The organism is Rathayibacter rubneri, assembly GCF_023743255.1.
Taxonomy (GTDB): Bacteria; Actinomycetota; Actinomycetes; order Actinomycetales; family Microbacteriaceae; genus Rathayibacter; species Rathayibacter rubneri.
In genome coordinates this window covers 1-17,453 of record NZ_JAMRYM010000004.1, presented here as the reverse complement: position 1 = coordinate 17,453, position 17,453 = coordinate 1, and the positions used below count along the sequence as shown (strand labels likewise).

Below are 17,453 nucleotides of genomic sequence, written 5' to 3'. Positions count from 1 at the left end.
CGGGGGCTTCGTCGTTCGTCGACCTCCGCGGGTCAGGAGTCGCCGCGGACGCGGTGGACTCGGGCGGTGCGGAGGTAGGCGGCGGGGTCGCGCGGGCCCTCCTCCGGGAACTCGAAGAGGTCGATCATGAGCTGCAGGGAGTAGGGGAGCGACTGGGCGACCCGGTGGACGACGGAGCCGTCGACCGAGAGGACGACTCCGTCCTCGGACCAGTCGGCGGAGTAGAGGTGCGGCTCGGCGGTGTCGATCGGCAGGTCGGCGTCGACGACGTCGGTGCGCAGGCGCGGGTCGTTCACGGCCTTCACCCCGGTGCGGACGATCGAGCGGCGCTCGCCGCGGAGGGAGCCGAACAGCTCCGCGACGGTGATCTCGCCGGAGTCGTCAGGGTGGGACTCCTCGGTGCCGACCAGCCAGATCGCGAGCATGCAGGAGGGGTCGGGGCTCGCCGAGAGGAGCGCCTCGACGTGTCCGCCGGTGGGAGTCCAGAGGCGGCGGGTCGGCACCTCGGTGCGCACGCGCAGGTCGGGGCGGTGGCGGTGGGTGCCGCGGGTGCTGCCCACCGGGCCGGAGAACGTCGCGGTCTGCAGGTTCGAGACGCGCATCGCTCCGTCGTCCTCGCGCCACGGCGGCTGATCGGCGTCGATGCGGAGGAGGAGCCCGTCGTCGTCGAGGGACCAGCGGGCGCGGGAGCGGTCGGGCTCGGTCCACTGCGGGAGGTAGTGGTCGATCCAGCGCTCCGGGTCGAGGCGGCCCTCGTCGAAGCCGTCGGTGAAGTCCACGGCCGTCATCCTGCCGCCGGGATGCCGCTGCGGGTCGCTCCTCACGGCGTGTCCTGAGCTGAGCCGGTGTCTCGCGGAGCGGGGCGAAGGGACGCCGGAGGGACACCGGGGGAGGGGCCGGCGTTCACCCGGCGGACGTCGGCGGGCGGGACGCTTCGCGGGTGATCCCGCTGCGTGCCGATGTGACTCCGCTCGACGCCCTCGCTCTGCCCGTGCTGCTGCGCCGGCTGCGCGACCACCGGCACGTGCAGGTCGATGCGCAGCGGTTCCTCGCGCTGATCCCGGGAGTGGGATCGACGCTCGTCACCGACGGGGGAGTGCTCGCGATCGACGTGATGGTCGAGCACCGCGGGCTGGCCCCGCTCGTGATCGACGCGCTCGAGACGGAGCTGCGGCGCGACGGGTTCCGCGAGCGGATCGCGCTGCGCTGGAGCACGCCCGACATCGTGCCGGTGCCGTTCCGCTGATCGGGGCCCCGGCACGGGACGGGCCGTGGTGCTCGTCCAGCCTCAGGAGTACCGTGCGGGCATGGCAGGTCGGAACGACAGAGGTGTCGTCCGTGGCAGGGAGCGCCCTGGCGTCGGACCCCTGGAACTGCGCGTGCACGGCATCGGGGACCACCGTCGGCACACCGCCTCCGGCGACGCGCCGGTCCTGAGATTGTCCGACCGGGGAGAGCCGGACGTTCTCGGCCCCGCCCGCGAGCCCGAGCACCAGGTGAGGAAGATCGACTGGTCCAGGACCTCGAGGTCGAAGGCGCGGATGCTCTGGTTCGCCGCACTCCCCTTCACCCTCGTGAACGTCGCCGCCGAGATGGGTCCGCCCGCCGATGCGCGGGGCGCCCGCACCGTCGAGCGCCGGATCTTCTCGGTCTGCGTCGCCTTCTTCGGTGTGCTCGTGACGATCAGCGCGCTGATCTGGGGCGTCGCCCTCGTCGAGACGGCGATGCGGCTGATGCGACTGCCCCAGGTCCTGGGGGTCGACCCGTCGAGCCCGTCGTTCCCGCTGCTCACCGTGACGATCCTGCTCGGCCTGGGGACGCTGGTCCGCGTCGTCTTCCTCCGTCGACGAGGGGCTCCGTCGTCGATCCTCGGGATGGGGGCGCTGCACGCGGCTGCGATCGTCGCCGTGTGCGTGGGAGTGCTGGTCGCGCCTCCGACCCGATGGCGGTTCGACGAGCCGCTGCCACCGCTGCTCTCGCCTCTTCTCCAGGTCAGAGTGCCCGTCGACCCGGAAGAGACCCAGACGTTCCTCGATGCGCCGTGGTCCGTGCCGTCGGAGCTGCACGTCGACCCGCTCGCGGCGTCGATCGTCGTCACCCTCCTCACGGGGATCGCCGTCGCCCTCGCGCTCACCGCCGTCGACATCGTGCGCTCGCGGCGGACAGCAACCCCGAGCATCAGCCTCACCGCGGCCGGGCTGGCCTGCCTCCTCGCAGTGGGTCTCGTGCACGTGTACGGCTCGGCCCTGCGCCTCGGCGCGGACATCGTCCTCCGATACCTCAACTCCCGGAACTACGCGTTCCCCTTCGTCCGGGAGCGCAGGGACGACGATCGCATCGAGAGGCTCGTCATGCCTCTGCAGGCCTCGAAGAGCTCCATCAGCTCAGGACTGATCGACCGGGTGACGCTCTTCCTGCTGCTCGGGCTGCTCGCGCTCGCACTGGGAGTGCTGGTGCTCCATCTCGCTCGTCGTCCTCTCAGGGGCGGTTCCGGTGAATCGGCTTCCCGGTGGACCGCGCGGGCTCGCTTCCAGCACGATCTGGTCTCCGGACTCCCGAGGAGCCTGCGGGGCGGGGTGATCCTCGCGGTGCCGCTCTGGATCGGCGCCTCAGCGCTGCTCCTGCATCTGATCCTGTCGTCGGCGATCGTCTTCGAACTCACGGTTCCCCTGAGTCAGGGTCTCGCGGTGGCGGCCGTCGTCTTCGTGGTGACGGGCGGAGGCGCGGGCCGGGTGCGGACCGTCTACGGGATGATCGCCGACATCGCCGGATTCTGGCCGGTGACAGCGCATCCACTCGCCGGCCGCTCGTACCGGCAGGCGGTTCTCGACGGTCTCGATCAGGAGCTCCTGGTGGGCGATCGGCTCCGTGCTGGTCCGACCGTTCTGGTCGGTCACTCCCAGGGATCGGTCCTCTGCTTCTGGTGGGTGCAGCAGCATCCTGCGCTCGAGGACCTGGATCTCGTGCTGTGCGGAAGTCCGCTCGACACCCTCTACGCCTCGTTCTTCCCCCAGCGCTTCTCCGCTGCGCACTTCGACGAGGTCGTCGCGAACTGCCGATCGGTCGCGAACTTCTGGAGGGAGACGGATCCGATCGCCACCGAGCTCGGTCACCGCGGCCTCGAGGACGTCTGCCTGGCGGATCCCCGTGACCAGACGATCACCCATCCCCGGGGCCACTCCGATTACTGGAGCGACCCGGTTCAGATGCGGTACATCGCCGGGCGGCTGAACGACACGGCGACCGGGGTCAGCGGCGGGCGAGCTCGACGACGGGGATGACGCGGGTCGTCCTGCGCTCGTAGCCGGCGAAGCCCTCGGAGGCGTCGGTGAAGAGCCTCCAGCCCGCGTCGCGCTCGGCGCCCTCGAGGACGCGGGCGCGCACGGGGACCGTTCCGTCGTCCGGAGTCTCGATCGCGGCGTCGGGCTCGGCGACGAGGTTGTGGAACCAGGCGGGGTGCTTCGGGGCGCCCGCGGCGGAGGCGGCGAGCAGCCAGACGTCGGCCGAGGGGTGCAGCGCCATCAACGGCGAGACGCGCTCCTCGCGCGACCGTGCGCCGAGGTGGTGCAGGAGCACGAGTGAGCGGCCGAAGCCGGCGGTGGTCACCGTTCCGCCGTTCGCACGGAACTCCTCGATGATCGTCTCGTTGAAGTCGGCCACGACGTTCCCCTTCTTCTGCGGCGAGCGGCGCTCACCGGTCCCGGGCGCGGTCAGGCGCTCACCAGCGGGCGTCGACGGCCTCGGTCACGGCGACCGCATCCGACTCGGGGGAGCCGCCGCCGACGGCGGCGGGATCCGCGAGCGCCCGTCGCCAGGGTAGCTCCGCCGCGCCCACGAGCTCCAGACGCGATCGGAGCGCCGCGCGCTCGATCCGGACGCCGCGGGCCAGGTCGCTGAGGGCGCGCGCCGACACCCGGGCGGCGAGGCGCTCGCGGTCGACCGTGAGGAGGGATCCCAGGAAGCCGCCGAGGACGACGCAGGTGGGGTTGAACAGGTTGATGAAGGTGGAGAGGCCCTCGGCGAGCAGGTCGACCTGGCGGGCGACCTCGGCGAGGACGGCGGGGTCGCGGGAGGTGCCCAGCGCGATGTCGAGCTCGTCCTGGTCGAGGACCCGCGCGCCGAGGACGTCGAGGAGGGAGCGCATCCGCACCTCGGCCTCCAGACAGCCGTGGCGACCGCAGCCGCAGCGGGTCCCGCCGGCCGCGACGAGGGTGTGGCCGAGCTCGGCCGCGAAACCGGAGGAGCCGCGCAGCGGGTGGCCGTCGATGATCACTCCGCCGCCGATGCCGCTCGCGCCCCCGGTCACGTAGACGACGTCGGCGACGCCACGCGCGGCTCCGAAGAGCGATTCGCCGATCGCGCCCAGGCTCGCGTCGTTGCCGACCGAGACCGGCAGAGCGAGCGCGCGGCCCAGCCGCTTCGCGAGATCGACGTCGCGCCAGCCCAGATGGGGCGCGATCTGCACGAATCCGGAGTCGGCCTGCACCAGGCCCGGGACCGCGACTCCCGCGCCGACCAGGATGCGGTGCCCCTCCTTCTCGGAGCGGAACCCGTCGACGATGCCCGAGACGACGCGCGCGACGGTGTCGGGGGTGGCCGGAGTGGGGGTGTCGAAGCGCACGCGGCGCAGGAGGTCGCCGTTCATCCCGACGAGGCCGACGATGATCGCGTCGGTGTCGAGGTGCACTCCGACGACGGCGAACGCCCGGCCGGGCACGACGGTGGCGCTCGGGCGGCCGATGCGGCCGGTGGGAGCGGTCGTCTCCTCCTCCACCCAGCCCAGTCCGGCCAGCTCGCCCACCAGATTCGCGACGGCGGAGCGGTTGAGGCCGGTCCGCTGACCGAGCTCGGCGCGGCTGAGGGGCCCGGAGCGGTGGACGAGCGTCGCGATCGCGGCGAGGTTGTGGCGGCGGAGCAGAGCGTTGCTCGAGGCGCCGACTGCTCCTGCCATGCTGACCCGTCTCTCGTCGGTGCGGCCCGCGGCGCGGTCTGACGACTCGGGCGGGCCCCGTCATAGTAGAGGGCCCGCCCGAGGCGATCGGAGGAGTGGGCCCTAGCGCCCGCCCGCCCGCCGCTTGTTGAAGATGTCGAACGCGACGGCGAGCAGGAGCACGAAGCCCTTGATGGCCATCTGCCACGCGGCGTCGACCGACAGGATCGACAGGCCCATGTTGAGCACGCCCATCACGAGTCCGCCGATGACCGCGCCGACCACGGTGCCGACACCGCCCTGCACCGCCGCGCCTCCGATGAAGACGGCCGCGATCGCGTCGAGCTCGTAGTTCTGACCGGCGGAGGCGACGGCGCCGCCCGCGCGGGCCGTGCTCACGACGCCCGCGACTCCGGCCAGCACGCCCATGTTCACGAAGATGAAGAAGTTGACCCACTTCGTCTTCACGCCGGACATCATCGCGGCGAAGAGGTTGCCGCCCATCGCGTAGATGTGGCGGCCGAACACGGTGCGGCCGAGGACGAAGCTGTACGCGAGGATCAGCACGGCGAGCACGATCAGGATGATCGGGGTTCCGCTGTATCCGGCGAGCAGCCAGGCGAGCGCCATGATCGCGACGACCGCGATGCCGGCCTTGATCCAGAAGGACGCGATCGGCTCGCGCGGGAGCTCGAGGCGGCGGAGCGTGGCGCGGGTGCGCAGCTGCTGCACGACGAGGACCGCCGAGACGACCACTCCGAGCAGGAGGGTGAGCGCGTCGCGGCCGAGGATGCCGCCGAGCACGCCCGGTAGCCAGCCGGCTCCGATGGCGGTGAAGGCGGTCGGGAGGCCGTTGATCGTGCCGCCCGTGAGCAGCACGAGCGTGAATCCGCGGAAGATCAGCATGCCCGCGAGGGTCACGATGAACGCGGGTATGCCCACGAACGCCACCCAGAAGCCCTGCCAGGCACCGACCAGCGCGCCGGTGAGCAGCGCGACGACGACGGCGACTCCCCAGGGCAGTCCCCAGTTGTTCATCGCGATCGCCGAGATCGCTCCGACCATCGCCACGACCGAGCCGACCGAGAGGTCGATGTGGCCGGCGATGATCACCATGACCATGCCGATCGCGAGTATCAGCACGTAGGCGTTCTGCTGGATCAGGTTGTTGACGTTGCCGGGCAGCAGCAGGCGGCCGCCGGTGAGGAGCTGGAAGAGCAGGATTATGACGCCCAGCGCGGCGAGGATGCCGTACTGGCGCAGGTTGACGTTCATCCGGAGCCCCCGCTTGGGCGGCGTGGAGGGCGTGTTCGCGGGCGTGCCGCTCGGCGCTGTGGTGGTCGTGGCGCTCATCGGGCCTGGTCCTTCCCTGCGGTCATGAAGTGCATGAGGTGCTCCTGGGTCGCGTCGGCGCGGGCGACCTCGCCCGAGATGCGGCCTTCGGAGATGGTGTAGATGCGGTCGGAGAGCCCGATCAGCTCGGGCAGCTCGGACGAGATCACGACGACGGCCTTGCCCTGGGCCGCGAGCTCGTTGATGATCCCGTAGATCTCGTACTTGGCCCCCACGTCGATGCCGCGGGTGGGCTCGTCGAGGATCAGCACGTCGGGACCCGAGAAGATCCACTTCGAGAGGACGACCTTCTGCTGGTTGCCTCCGGAGAGCTTGCCGGTGACGGCCGAGACGCTCGGGGCCTTGATGTTCATCTTCGAGCGGTACGAGTCGGCGACCTTGTACTCGCGGTGCTTGTCGATCACTCCGAGACGGGCGAGTCGCGAGAGCGCGGCGGCCGAGACGTTGACGGTGATGTCGCCGATGAGGTTGAGGCCGTAGCGCTTGCGGTCCTCCGTGGCGTAGGCGAGCCCGTTGCGGATCGCCTCGTCGACGGTGCGGGTCTGGATCTCCTTCCCGTCCTTGAAGACGCGGCCGGAGATGCCGGTGCCGTAGCTGCGGCCGAAGATGCTCATCGCGAGCTCGGTGCGGCCCGCGCCCATCAGGCCCGCGAATCCGACGATCTCGCCGGCGCGCACGGTGAAGGAGGCGTCCTCGACGACCACGCGGTCGACGTCGACGGGGTGGTGCACGGTCCAGTTCTCGACGCGCAGCTTCTCCTCGCCGATCTGCGGATCGCGCGGCGGGAACATGCTGTTGAGATCGCGGCCGACCATCGCGCGGATGATGCGGCTCTCGCTCGCCTGCTCCGCCGTCATGGCGAAGCTCTCGATCGTGCGGCCGTCGCGGATGATCGTGACGGTGTCCGCGATCGCGCGGATCTCCTTCAGCTTGTGGCTGATGATGATGCAGGTGATGCCCTGGCGGCGCAGCTGGTCGATCAGGCCCAGCAGGTGATCGCTGTCCTCGTCGTTCAGCGCCGCGGTGGGCTCGTCGAGGATCAGGAGCTTCACGCGCTTGGCCAGGGCCTTCGCGATCTCGACCAGCTGCTGCTTGCCGACTCCGAGCTCGAGGATCTTGGTCGCGGGGTTCTCGGCGAGGCCGACCCGCGCGAGCAGCGTCGCGGCCTCGGCGTTCGTCGCGTTCCAGTCGATGACGCCGCGCTTGGACTTCTCGTTGCCGAGGAAGATGTTCTCGGCGATGGAGAGGTAGGGGCTGAGGGCGAGCTCCTGGTGGATGATCACGATGCCGTCGGCCTCGCTGTCGTTGATCGAGCGGTACTGGGCCGCCCGGCCCTCGAACTCGATCGAGCCCTCGAAGCTGCCGGTGGGGTAGACGCCCGAGAGGACTTTCATCAGCGTCGACTTGCCGGCGCCGTTCTCGCCGCAGATCGCGTGCACCTCGCCGGGCTGCACCGAGAGCGAGACGCCGTCGAGAGCGCGGACACCGCCGCCGAACTCCTTGACGATCTCGCGCATGATGAGGATGGGACTGGCCAACGGGGCCTCGCTTCGTGGTCGTGGTGGGTGAGGACGGGGTGGGCGGGAGCGGGGAGGACGTCGCCTCCCCGCCCCCGCCTCGGGATCAGAGCCCGACGTCACCGGCCTTCAGGAAGCCGGAGTCGACGAGGGTCGACTGCACGTCGTCCTTCACGACGACCTGCGGCTCGAGGAGGTAGGAGGGGACGACCTTCTCGCCGTTGTCGTACGTCTCGGTGTCGTTCACCTCGGGCTCCTCGCCCGCGACGATCGACTGCACCATCTGGAAGACGCGGTCGCCGAGGGTGCGGGTGTCCTTCCACACGGTCATGGACTGCTCGTCGGCGAGGATCGCCTTGACGTTGGCCTTGTCGGCGTCCTGACCGGTGATCACCGGGTAGTCGGCGCCCGGCGCGTAGCCGGCCGACTTCAGCGACGCCTCGATGCCGATCGCGAGGCTGTCGTTGGGCGAGAGCACGACGTCGACCTTCTGGTCTCCCGTGTAGAAGGAGGAGAGGCGGTTGTCCATCTCGGACTGCGCCTTGTCGGAGGCCCAGCCCTGGATGCCGATGGAGGCCCAGTCGTCGTTCGAGGCGGGCGACTTGCCCGAGGGGACGACGAGCTTGCCGCTCTCGACGTAGGGCTGCAGGACGTCCCACGCACCCGAGAAGAAGAACTTGGCGTTGTTGTCGTCGGGGCTGCCGGCGAAGGGCTCGAGGGTGAAGGGTCCCGCGGCGTTCGCGAGGTCGAGGGTCTCCTCGATGTACTGGCCCTGGAGCTGGCCGACCTTGTAGTTGTCGAACGTCGCGTAGTAGTCGACGTCGGCGGTGCCGTTGATGAGGCGGTCGTACGCGATGACGGTCGCGTTCTGCTTCTTCGCCTCGGACAGGACCGGCGCGAGCGCCTCTCCGTCGATGGCCGCGATCACGAGGATCTTCGAGCCGCCGGCGATCTGGTTCTGGATCTGCGAGATCTGCTGGTCGGTCTTGTTGTCGGCGTACTGGAGGTCGACGGTGCAGCCCTCGTCCTCGAGCTGGGACTGGAGTCCCTCGCCGTCGTTGATCCAGCGCTCGAGGCTGCGGGTGGGCATCGAGATGCCGACGGTGCAGTCGCCTTCGGCGCTCTCGCCGCTCGCGGCGCCGCCGGAGTTGGCGGGGCTGGCCGAGCAGGCGGCGAGGCCGAGGGAGATGATGCCGGCGGTGGCCAGCGTCGTGAGTCCACGCGAGAACTTCATGGAGTGCATTCCTCTCTGAAAGCAGTGTCCGAGTGAGAAGGACGGCGCGAGAGCGTGCACGGATGGATGCACGCCGTCGTGTCGTCGCCCGGGAGGGGCGGGGAGCCCCGAGGGGCTTTGTCCACGGAGACAACATATTGCTCGGGGTGGTCGCTGTAAAGCGCGGAGCGGACCGATGCGAAACCGTGACCTTCGCGTCGCCAACCCTGCCGTTGCGGGGAGAGACCGCTCTCACGATGGGCGGCGTAGGGGAACCGTGAGCATTCGGCGGCGGGCCGTAGGGAAACCGTGAGGAGCGGATCCGGGGGCGCCCGGCGGGTGTTGCATCGGGATTCGTGCGCTCGATCGGGCGCTGTCCGCCTCCGGATGGAGTCCTCCGTGCTCGACCTCGCCTACCTCCTCGGCGTGCTCGCCCTGTTCCTCGTCATCGGCCTCGCGGCGAAGGGGGTCGAGAAGATCGGCCCTCCTGTCCGCTCCGCCGACCCCCGTGCGGCCCGCGTGCCGGAGGAGTCGAGGTGATCGTCTTCGACGTCCTCGCCGTGGTCCTGGCGATCGGTGCCGTGCTGCTCCTGCTCGTCGCCCTCGTCCGACCGGAGCGCTTCTGATGGACACGCTCTTCGCCGTCCTCCAGGTCGCGACCGTCGGCCTCGCCCTGGCCCTGCTGCACCGCCCGCTCGGCGACGGCATGGCCCGCCTCTACACCTCGACCCGCGACCTCGCGATCGAGCGCGGCCTCTACCGGGTGATCGGAGTCGACTCCTCGTCCGAGCAGAGCTGGCGCGCGTACCTGCGCGCCGTGCTCGCGTTCTCGCTCGTCGGGATCCTCCTCCTGTACGGGATGCAGCGGCTGCAGGCCGTGCTGCCCGGCTCGCTCGGTCTGCCCGCCGTGCCCGAGGGACTCGCGTTCAACACGGCTGTCTCCTTCGTCACCAACACGAACTGGCAGTCGTACTCGCCCGAGCTCACCCTCGGCTACGCCGTGCAGCTCGGCGGGCTCGCGGTGCAGAACTTCGTCTCGGCCGCGGTGGGCCTGGCCGTCGCGGTGGCGCTGATCCGCGGCTTCGCGCGGCGCTCCTCCGGCACGCTCGGCAACTTCTGGGTCGATCTGACCCGCGGTGTGCTGCGCCTGCTGCTGCCGCTGTCGGTCGTGGCCGCGATCGTCCTCGTCGCCGGCGGCGTGGTGCAGAATCTCGCGTCGCCCCTCGAGGTCGAGACCCTCTCCGGCGGTGCGCAGAGCATCCCGGGCGGCATGGTCGCGTCTCAGGAGGCGATCAAGATGCTGGGGACGAACGGCGGCGGGTACTTCAACGCCAATTCCGCGCATCCGTTCGAGAATCCCTCGGCCTGGACGAATCTCCTGCAGATCGTGCTCATGCTCGCGATCCCGTTCAGCCTGCCGCGCACCTTCGGCCGGATGATCGGCGACGTGCGGCAGGGCCGCGCGATCCTCGCTGCGATGGCCGTGGTCTTCACCGTGTCGCTCGGCGCCTTCACCGCGCTCGAGCTGGCCGGCAGCGGATCCGCCGCGCAGGCCGCCGGGGCCGCGATGGAGGGCAAGGAGACGCGCTTCGGCATCGCCGGCTCGACGCTGTTCGGCAGCGCGAGCACGCTCACCTCGACCGGTGCGGTGAACGCGATGCACGACTCCGCGACTCCGCTGGGCGGCATGATGCCGATGCTGAACATGATGCTCGGCGAGGTCGCGCCGGGTGGTGTCGGCTCGGGGCTCTACGGGATGCTCGTGCTCGCGATCCTCGCGGTGTTCGTCGGCGGGCTGCTCGTCGGCCGCACGCCCGAGTACCTCGGCAAGAAGCTCGGCCCCCGCGAGATCACGCTCGCGAGCCTGTACATCCTGGTCACCCCGACTCTCGTGCTCGCCGGAACGGCGCTGAGCTTCGCGATCCCCGGTGTGCGCGAGGATGTCGAGAGCACGTCGATCGGGAACCCCGGGCTGCACGGCCTGTCGGAGGTGCTCTACGCGTTCACCTCGGCCGCCAACAACAACGGCTCGGCGTTCGCGGGGCTCACCGCGAACACCCCCTGGCTCAACACGGCTCTCGGAGTCGCGATGCTGCTCGGGCGGTTCCTGCCGATGGTGCTGGTGCTCGCGCTCGCCGGATCGCTCGCCGCGCAGAAGGCGGTGCCCGCGAGTGCGGGCACCCTGCCCACCGCCCGGCCGCAGTTCGTCGGCCTCCTCGTGGGCGTGACGGTCGTCGTCACCGCCCTCACCTACTTCCCCGTACTCGCGCTGGGACCCCTGGCGGAAGGGCTCTGATCATGTCGTCCACTCTCACCGCACCGCCTGCCGAGCCGACTCCGGCTCCCCGCTCGGCGCGAGCCGCGTTCGGTCCGCGCCAGCTCGCCGCGGCACTGCCGGGCGCCGTCCGCAAGCTGGACCCGCGCCTGATGCGGCACAACCCGGTGATGCTCCTCGTCGAGGTCGGCGCGGTGCTGCTCACTCTGCTCGCGATCGCCGAGCCGTTCCTCGGCGGGCCGGAGCCGTCCGGCGGCTCGGCCGTGCCCGTCACGTTCACCGCCGGCATCGCCCTGTGGCTCTGGCTCACCGTGGTCTTCGCGAACCTCGCGGAGTCGGTGGCCGAGGGCCGCGGCAAAGCGCAGGCCGAGAGCCTGCGGAGGACCCGCACCAGCACTCCCGCCCGTCGCGTCATCGGCTACGACCCCGCCGATCCGTCGGCCGCGGCGGCCGAGCTGCGCGAGGTCCCCTCCTCGTCGCTGCAGCTCGGCGACGTGGTCGTGGCCGAGGCCGGCGACCTCGTGCCCGGCGACGGCGACATCGTCTGGGGCATCGCCTCCCTGGACGAATCCGCGATCACGGGAGAGTCGGCTCCGGTCGTCCGCGAGAGCGGTGGGGACCGCAGCGCGGTCACCGGCGGCACCCGCGTGCTCTCGGACCGCATCGTCGTGCGCATCACCTCGAAGCCGGGCGAGACCTTCGTCGACCGCATGATCGGACTGGTCGAGGGCGCCTCGCGGCAGAAGACGCCGAACGAGATCGCGCTCGACATCCTGCTGGCGAGCCTGTCGATCGTGTTCCTGATCGTCGTGCTGACCTTGAACCCGATCGCGTCGTACGCGGCGGCGCCGGTCAGCGTGCCCGTGCTCGTGGCGCTGCTCGTCTGCCTCATCCCGACCACCATCGGAGCGCTGCTCTCGGCGATCGGCATCGCCGGCATGGACCGCCTCGTGCGGCGCAACGTGCTCGCGATGTCGGGGCGCGCGGTCGAGGCGGCGGGCGACGTGACGACGCTGCTGCTCGACAAGACCGGCACCATCACCTACGGCAACCGTCGGGCCACCGCGTTCCTGCCGGTGGCCGGAGTGGCGCAGGCCGCGCTCGCGGACGCCGCGGCGTCGTCGTCGCTCAGCGATCCGACTCCTGAGGGACGGTCGATCGTGGATCTGGCGATCGCCTCCGGCCGCACGGTCCTCGAGCCCGAGCGCGCGGTCGTCGTGCCGTTCACGGCGCAGACGCGGATGAGCGGGCTCGACCTGCTCGACGGGACCGCGATCCGCAAGGGCGCCGCGTCGGCGGTGCGCGCGTGGGTGGAGCAGGAGGGGCCGCTCGCCGCGCCCCTGGCCGCGCAGCTCGCGCAGACGGTCGACGAGGTGTCGGGCAGCGGAGGCACTCCGCTCGTCGTCGCCGTGAAGGACGCCGCCGGCCCGCGGGTGCTCGGGGTCGTGCACCTCAAGGACGTCGTCAAGGACGGTCTGGCGGAGCGGTTCGCGGAGCTCCGCGAGATGGGCATCCGCACCGTGATGATCACGGGCGACAACCCGCTGACGGCGCGGGCGATCGCGGCCGAGGCGGGGGTCGACGACTTCCTCGCCGAGGCGACTCCCGAGGACAAGCTCGCCCTGATCCGGCGCGAGCAGGAGGGCGGCAGCCTCGTCGCGATGACCGGCGACGGCACCAACGACGCGCCGGCGCTCGCGCAGGCCGACGTGGGCGTGGCGATGAACACGGGCACCTCGGCGGCGAAGGAGGCCGGCAACATGGTCGACCTCGACTCCGACCCGACCAAGCTCATCGACATCGTGCGGATCGGCAAGCAGCTGCTGATCACCCGCGGGGCGCTCACCACGTTCTCGATCGCGAACGACGTGGCGAAGTACTTCGCGATCATCCCGGCGATGTTCGCGGGCGTGTTCCCGGGTCTCGCGGTGCTCAACGTGATGCAGCTGCACTCGCCGGCCTCGGCGATCCTCTCGGCGATCGTGTTCAACGCCCTGGTGATCGTGGCGCTCATCCCCCTGGCACTGCGGGGGGTCGCCTACCGGCCGCTGTCGGCCTCGAAGGTGCTCGGCCGCAACCTGCTCGTCTACGGGCTGGGCGGCGTGATCGCCCCGTTCATCGGGATCAAGCTCATCGACCTCGTGGTCGCGACGATCCCCGGGTTCTGACACCCGCTCCCCTCCGCGGGACACCGCTCGCGCACGCCTCCACCGGCGTCTCGCGCAGCGGCGTCCCGCGGGACTCCACCCCGCTCCCGGAAGAGAAGAGACCATGACGCTCCGCCCCTACTCCGTCGCCCTGCGCGCGATGATCCTGATGACCGCGCTGCTCGGCCTCGCCTATCCGCTGGCCGTCCTCGGCGTCGGCCAGCTCGCCCTGCCCGCTCAGGCGAACGGCTCGCTCGTGTCCGCCGACGGGCGGGTGGTCGGCTCCGCGCTGATCGGCCAGTCCTTCACCGACGCCGACGGCGCCGCACTGCCGGAGTGGTTCCAGTCGCGCCCGTCGGCGGCCGGGTACGACGCCGGCGCCTCCGGCGGCAGCAACCTCGGCCCCGAGAACGCCGACCTCGTCGCCGCGATCCAGGAGCGCCGCGCGTCGATCGCCGCGCTGGAGGGGGTCGACCCGGCCGACGTGCCCGCCGACGCGCTGACCGCCTCCGCCTCGGGTCTCGACCCGCAGATCAGCCCGGAGTACGCGCTGCTGCAGGCGCCCCGGGTCGCCGAGGCGCGCGGACTCGCCGTCGAGGACGTCCGCGACCTCGTCGAGAGCTCGGTGCAGCCGCGCGTGCTCGGCTTCCTGGGCGAGCCGAGGGTCGACGTGCTCGAGCTGAACCTCGCGCTGGCCCGGCTGTGATGCGCCGCTCCGCGGCTCGTAGACTCGCGAACGGCCCGCTGGTTCCCGCGAGCCGGAGCCGGTCCGGCGAGCCGAAGGTGAGGCCTGGAGCATGACGAAGGGCCGCCTGCGCGTGCTGCTCGGGGCGGCGCCCGGCGTCGGCAAGACCTACACGATGCTCGAGGAGGGCCGTCGGCTCGCCGACGAGGGCCGTGACGTCGTCGTCGCCGTGGTCGAGACGCACGGCCGCTCGGCCACCGCGGCCGTGCTCGAGGGCCTCGAGGCGGTGCCGCGCCGCCGCCTGGAGCACCGCGGAGTCGCGCTCGAGGAGATGGATCTGGACGCGGTGCTCGAGCGCCGCCCGGACATCGCGCTGGTCGACGAGCTCGCGCACACCAACGCCCCCGGCTCGAGGAACGCCAAGCGCTGGGAGGACGTGCGCGCCCTGCTCGACGCCGGCATCACCGTGTTCTCGACGGTCAACATCCAGCACATCGAGTCGCTCAACGACGTGGTGCACGCGATCACCGGGGCGCCGCAGCGCGAGACGATCCCGGACGCGGTGCTCCGCTCCGCCGATCAGATCGAGGTCGTGGATCTGGCGCCGCAGGCCCTGCGCGACCGGCTCGCCGACGGCCGGGTCTACCCGCCGGAGCGCATCGACGCGGCGCTCTCGAACTACTTCCGCCTCGGCAACCTCACCGCGCTGCGCGAGCTCGCCCTGCTCTGGCTCGCGGACGAGGTCGACAGCGCGCTGCGCGACTACCGCGTCGAGAACGGCATCGACAGCACCTGGGAGGCGCGCGAGCGCGTGGTCGTGACGCTCACCGGAGGGCCGGAGGGCGAGACCCTGCTGCGGCGCGGCGCGCGGATCGCGGCGCGCTCCTCCGGGGGCGACCTGCTGGCCGTGCACGTGGTGACGCCGGACGGACTGCGCGCACCGCGGCCCGACCTGCTCGAGGCGCAGCGCGCGCTGGTCGAGTCGCTCGGCGGCAGCTACCACCAGGTCGTCGGTGAGGACGTGCCGCGCGCGCTCGTGGAGTTCGCCCGCTCGGTCAACGCGACGCAGCTGGTGCTGGGCGTCAGCCGTCGCAGCCGGATCGCCGCGGCGCTCACCCCCGGCATCGGTGCGACGGTGATCCGCGAGTCCGGCAACATCGACGTGCACATCGTCAGCCACTCGGCCGCGGGGCGGAGCGCGCTGCTGCCCCGGCGCGCCGGCGCGCTGACGCTGCGGCGCCGGCTGGTCGGCACGGGCCTCGCCCTCGTCGGCGGACCGCTGCTCACCTGGCTGCTGTCGATCCTCCGGAACGACGAGTCGATCACGAGCGACGTGCTCTCGTACCAGCTGCTCGTGGTGCTCGTCGCGTTGGTCGGCGGCATCTGGCCCGCTCTGTTCGCGGCCGTGCTCTCGGGACTGACGCTCGACTTCTTCTTCGTCGATCCGCTCTACACGATCACGGTCGACGAGCCGCTGCACGCGCTCGCGCTGGTCCTCTACGTGGTCAACGCGGTGCTGGTGAGCTCGGTGGTCGACGTGGCGGCGCGGCGCTCGCGGGCCGCGAAGCGCTCGGGGGCGGAGTCGGAGCTGCTCGCGACGATCGCCGGCGGGGTCATCCGGGGCCAGGGCGCGGTGCAGGCGATCCTCGAGCGCGCCCGCGAGGCCTTCGGCCTGACGGGGGTGCGGCTCGTGCGCGACGGGACCGTGGTCGCCGTCGACGGCGAGCCGCAGGAGGAGCCGGTGTCGGTGCCGGTCGGGCGCAGCGCCGTGCTCGAGCTGCACGGCCGCGAGCTGGAGGCGAGCGAGCGGCGGCTGCTGCAGGTGGTCGCGGCTCAGCTCGACTCCGTCCTCGAGAACGCGGCGCTCACCGAGACGGCGAGCGAGCTCGCTCCGCTGGCCGAGACGGACCGGGTGCGCAGCGCTCTGCTGTCGGCGGTCAGCCACGACCTGCGCCGCCCGCTGGCCGCCGCGACCGCCGCGGTCAGCGGGCTGCGCTCGCCCGACATCACCTGGAGCGACCGCGACCGGCAGGAGCTGCTCGCCACCGCCGACGAGAGCCTGACCGTGCTGGCCGCGCTCGTCACCGACCTGCTCGACGTCACGCGGCTCGAGGCCGGGGCGCTCGCCGTGGCGCTCGCTCCGCTGGACGCGGCCGACGTCGTGCTGCCGGCGCTCGACGAGCTGGGGCTCGGACCCGGCGAGGTCGACCTCGACCTGGACCTCGACGGGCCGGAGCTGCTCGCCGACGCGGGGCTCCTGCAGCGCGTGATCGTGAACCTGCTGGCGAACGCCTCGCGCTACGCGCCTCCCGGGACCCGCGTGCGCATCGCGACCAGCGCCTTCGGCCGCTCGGGGCAGATCCGCATCGTCGACCACGGCCCGGGGGTCGCTCCCGAGCGGCGGGAGGAGATCTTCGTGCCGTTCCAGCGCCTGGGCGACGACGACAACCTGACCGGGCTGGGGCTGGGGCTCGCGCTGTCGAAGGGGTTCACGGAGGGGATGGGCGGCACGCTCGAGACCGAGGACACCCCGGGGGGCGGGCTGACGATGGTGGTGACTCTGCCGCTGGCTCCGTCCGCTCCTGCTCCGTCCGCTCCTGCTCCCATCGCTCCTGAGGAGGACGCGTGAAGATCCTGATCGCCGACGACGACCCGCAGATCCTGCGGGCGCTGCGCATCACCCTGACCGCCCGCGGCTACGAGGTGGTGACGGCGGGCGACGGGACGGAGGCGGTGAACCGCGCGGTGGACGAGCATCCGGACCTCTACATGATCGATCTGGGCATGCCGCGGCTCGACGGCGTCGAGGTGATCCACGCGCTGCGCGGCTGGACGAGCGCGCCGATCCTCGTGGTGTCGGGGCGGACGGGAGCGGCCGACAAGGTCGACGCGCTCGACGCCGGAGCCGACGACTACGTGACCAAGCCGTTCTCGATGGACGAGGTGCTCGCGCGCATCCGGGCCCTGTCGCGGCGCGTGCAGCCGGCCGACGGCGAGCCGCTCGTGGTGATCGGCGACGTGACGATCGACCTGATCGCCAAGAGCGCGACGCGGGCCGGCGCGGGGGTGCGGCTCACCCCGACGGAGTGGCAGGTGCTCGAGATCCTGGTGCGGAACGCGGGGAAGCTCGTGACGCGCCGCTCGCTCCTGGACGAGATCTGGGGGCCCGCGCACGTCACCGACACGGGCTACCTGCGCCTGTACCTCGCGCAGCTGCGGAAGAAGCTCGAGCCGGATCCGTCGCATCCGCGGTACCTGCTGACGGAGGCGGGGATGGGGTACCGGTTCGTTCCGGGGGCGTGAGGCGGGCGGGTCTCGATACGCCCCTTCGGG

The 17,453-nt window shown here is 71.5% G+C and carries 15 protein-coding genes; 9 read left to right on the top strand and 6 right to left on the bottom strand.

What is annotated here, in order from left to right:
- Nucleotides 1–32: 32 nt before the first annotated feature.
- Nucleotides 33–779 (bottom strand): glycoside hydrolase family 16 protein, encoded by a 747-nt coding sequence (locus NB037_RS02580; protein WP_251943397.1) that lies wholly within the window; start codon nt 777–779, stop codon nt 33–35.
- Nucleotides 780–940: 161 nt separating this feature from the next.
- Here NB037_RS02580 and NB037_RS02575 point away from each other — a divergent pair, with 161 nt between their 5' ends.
- Complete coding sequence (locus NB037_RS02575; RefSeq protein WP_251943395.1) at nt 941–1,246, top strand: hypothetical protein; 306 nt, start codon at nt 941–943, stop codon at nt 1,244–1,246.
- A gap of 295 nt (nt 1,247–1,541) precedes the next feature.
- Complete coding sequence (locus NB037_RS02570) at nt 1,542–3,281, top strand: hypothetical protein (RefSeq protein ID WP_251943391.1); 1,740 nt, start codon at nt 1,542–1,544, stop codon at nt 3,279–3,281.
- Here NB037_RS02570 and NB037_RS02565 read toward each other — a convergent pair.
- The 5 genes from NB037_RS02565 to chvE all read right to left on the bottom strand — a co-directional run bounded on the left by NB037_RS02565 (nt 3,250) and on the right by chvE (nt 9,034).
- Nucleotides 3,250–3,660 (bottom strand): nitroreductase/quinone reductase family protein, encoded by a 411-nt coding sequence (locus NB037_RS02565; protein ID WP_251943389.1) that lies wholly within the window; start codon nt 3,658–3,660, stop codon nt 3,250–3,252. The genes NB037_RS02570 and NB037_RS02565 overlap by 32 nt on opposite strands.
- Nucleotides 3,661–3,718: 58 nt before the next feature.
- Complete coding sequence (locus NB037_RS02560; RefSeq protein WP_251943387.1) at nt 3,719–4,951, bottom strand: ROK family protein; 1,233 nt, start codon at nt 4,949–4,951, stop codon at nt 3,719–3,721.
- Between the two features lie 102 nt (nt 4,952–5,053).
- Complete coding sequence (gene mmsB, locus NB037_RS02555) at nt 5,054–6,283, bottom strand: multiple monosaccharide ABC transporter permease (RefSeq protein WP_372490678.1); 1,230 nt, start codon at nt 6,281–6,283, stop codon at nt 5,054–5,056.
- Entirely contained in the window at nt 6,280–7,800 is a 1,521-nt protein-coding gene (gene mmsA / locus NB037_RS02550; RefSeq protein ID WP_279308528.1) for a multiple monosaccharide ABC transporter ATP-binding protein, read from the bottom strand. The genes mmsB and mmsA overlap by 4 nt, the downstream gene beginning before the upstream one ends.
- Nucleotides 7,801–7,906: 106 nt before the next feature.
- On the bottom strand, nt 7,907–9,034 hold the full coding sequence (chvE, locus tag NB037_RS02545; protein ID WP_372490677.1) for a multiple monosaccharide ABC transporter substrate-binding protein: 1,128 nt from the start codon (nt 9,032–9,034) through the stop codon (nt 7,907–7,909).
- Between the two features lie 378 nt (nt 9,035–9,412).
- Here chvE and NB037_RS02540 point away from each other — a divergent pair, with 378 nt between their 5' ends.
- The 7 genes from NB037_RS02540 (at nt 9,413) to NB037_RS02510 (ending at nt 17,423) form a co-directional block, all read left to right on the top strand.
- Nucleotides 9,413–9,553: a hypothetical protein gene (locus NB037_RS02540; RefSeq protein ID WP_207403352.1), complete on the top strand. Its 141-nt coding sequence runs from the start codon at nt 9,413–9,415 to the stop codon at nt 9,551–9,553.
- Nucleotides 9,550–9,639, top strand: a complete 90-nt coding sequence (locus NB037_RS02535; RefSeq protein ID WP_251943383.1) for a potassium-transporting ATPase subunit F — start codon at nt 9,550–9,552, stop codon at nt 9,637–9,639. Before NB037_RS02540 ends, NB037_RS02535 begins: the two co-directional genes overlap by 4 nt.
- Nucleotides 9,639–11,309, top strand: a complete 1,671-nt coding sequence (gene kdpA, locus NB037_RS02530) for a potassium-transporting ATPase subunit KdpA (RefSeq protein WP_251943381.1) — start codon at nt 9,639–9,641, stop codon at nt 11,307–11,309. Before NB037_RS02535 ends, kdpA begins: the two co-directional genes overlap by 1 nt.
- 2 nt (nt 11,310–11,311) lie before the next feature.
- Nucleotides 11,312–13,456 (top strand): potassium-transporting ATPase subunit KdpB, encoded by a 2,145-nt coding sequence (gene kdpB, locus NB037_RS02525; RefSeq protein WP_251943369.1) that lies wholly within the window; start codon nt 11,312–11,314, stop codon nt 13,454–13,456.
- 103 nt (nt 13,457–13,559) lie between these two features.
- Nucleotides 13,560–14,141, top strand: a complete 582-nt coding sequence (gene kdpC, locus NB037_RS02520; RefSeq protein WP_251943367.1) for a potassium-transporting ATPase subunit KdpC — start codon at nt 13,560–13,562, stop codon at nt 14,139–14,141.
- Nucleotides 14,142–14,232: 91 nt separating this feature from the next.
- Nucleotides 14,233–16,749 carry a sensor histidine kinase gene (locus NB037_RS02515; RefSeq protein WP_251943364.1) on the top strand — a complete coding sequence of 839 codons (2,517 nt, stop codon included), beginning with the start codon at nt 14,233–14,235 and terminating at the stop codon, nt 16,747–16,749.
- Nucleotides 16,746–17,423, top strand: coding sequence for a response regulator (locus NB037_RS02510; protein ID WP_251943362.1), 678 nt, complete (start codon nt 16,746–16,748; stop codon nt 17,421–17,423). The genes NB037_RS02515 and NB037_RS02510 overlap by 4 nt, the downstream gene beginning before the upstream one ends.
- The last annotated feature ends 30 nt before the right edge of the window (nt 17,424–17,453 follow it).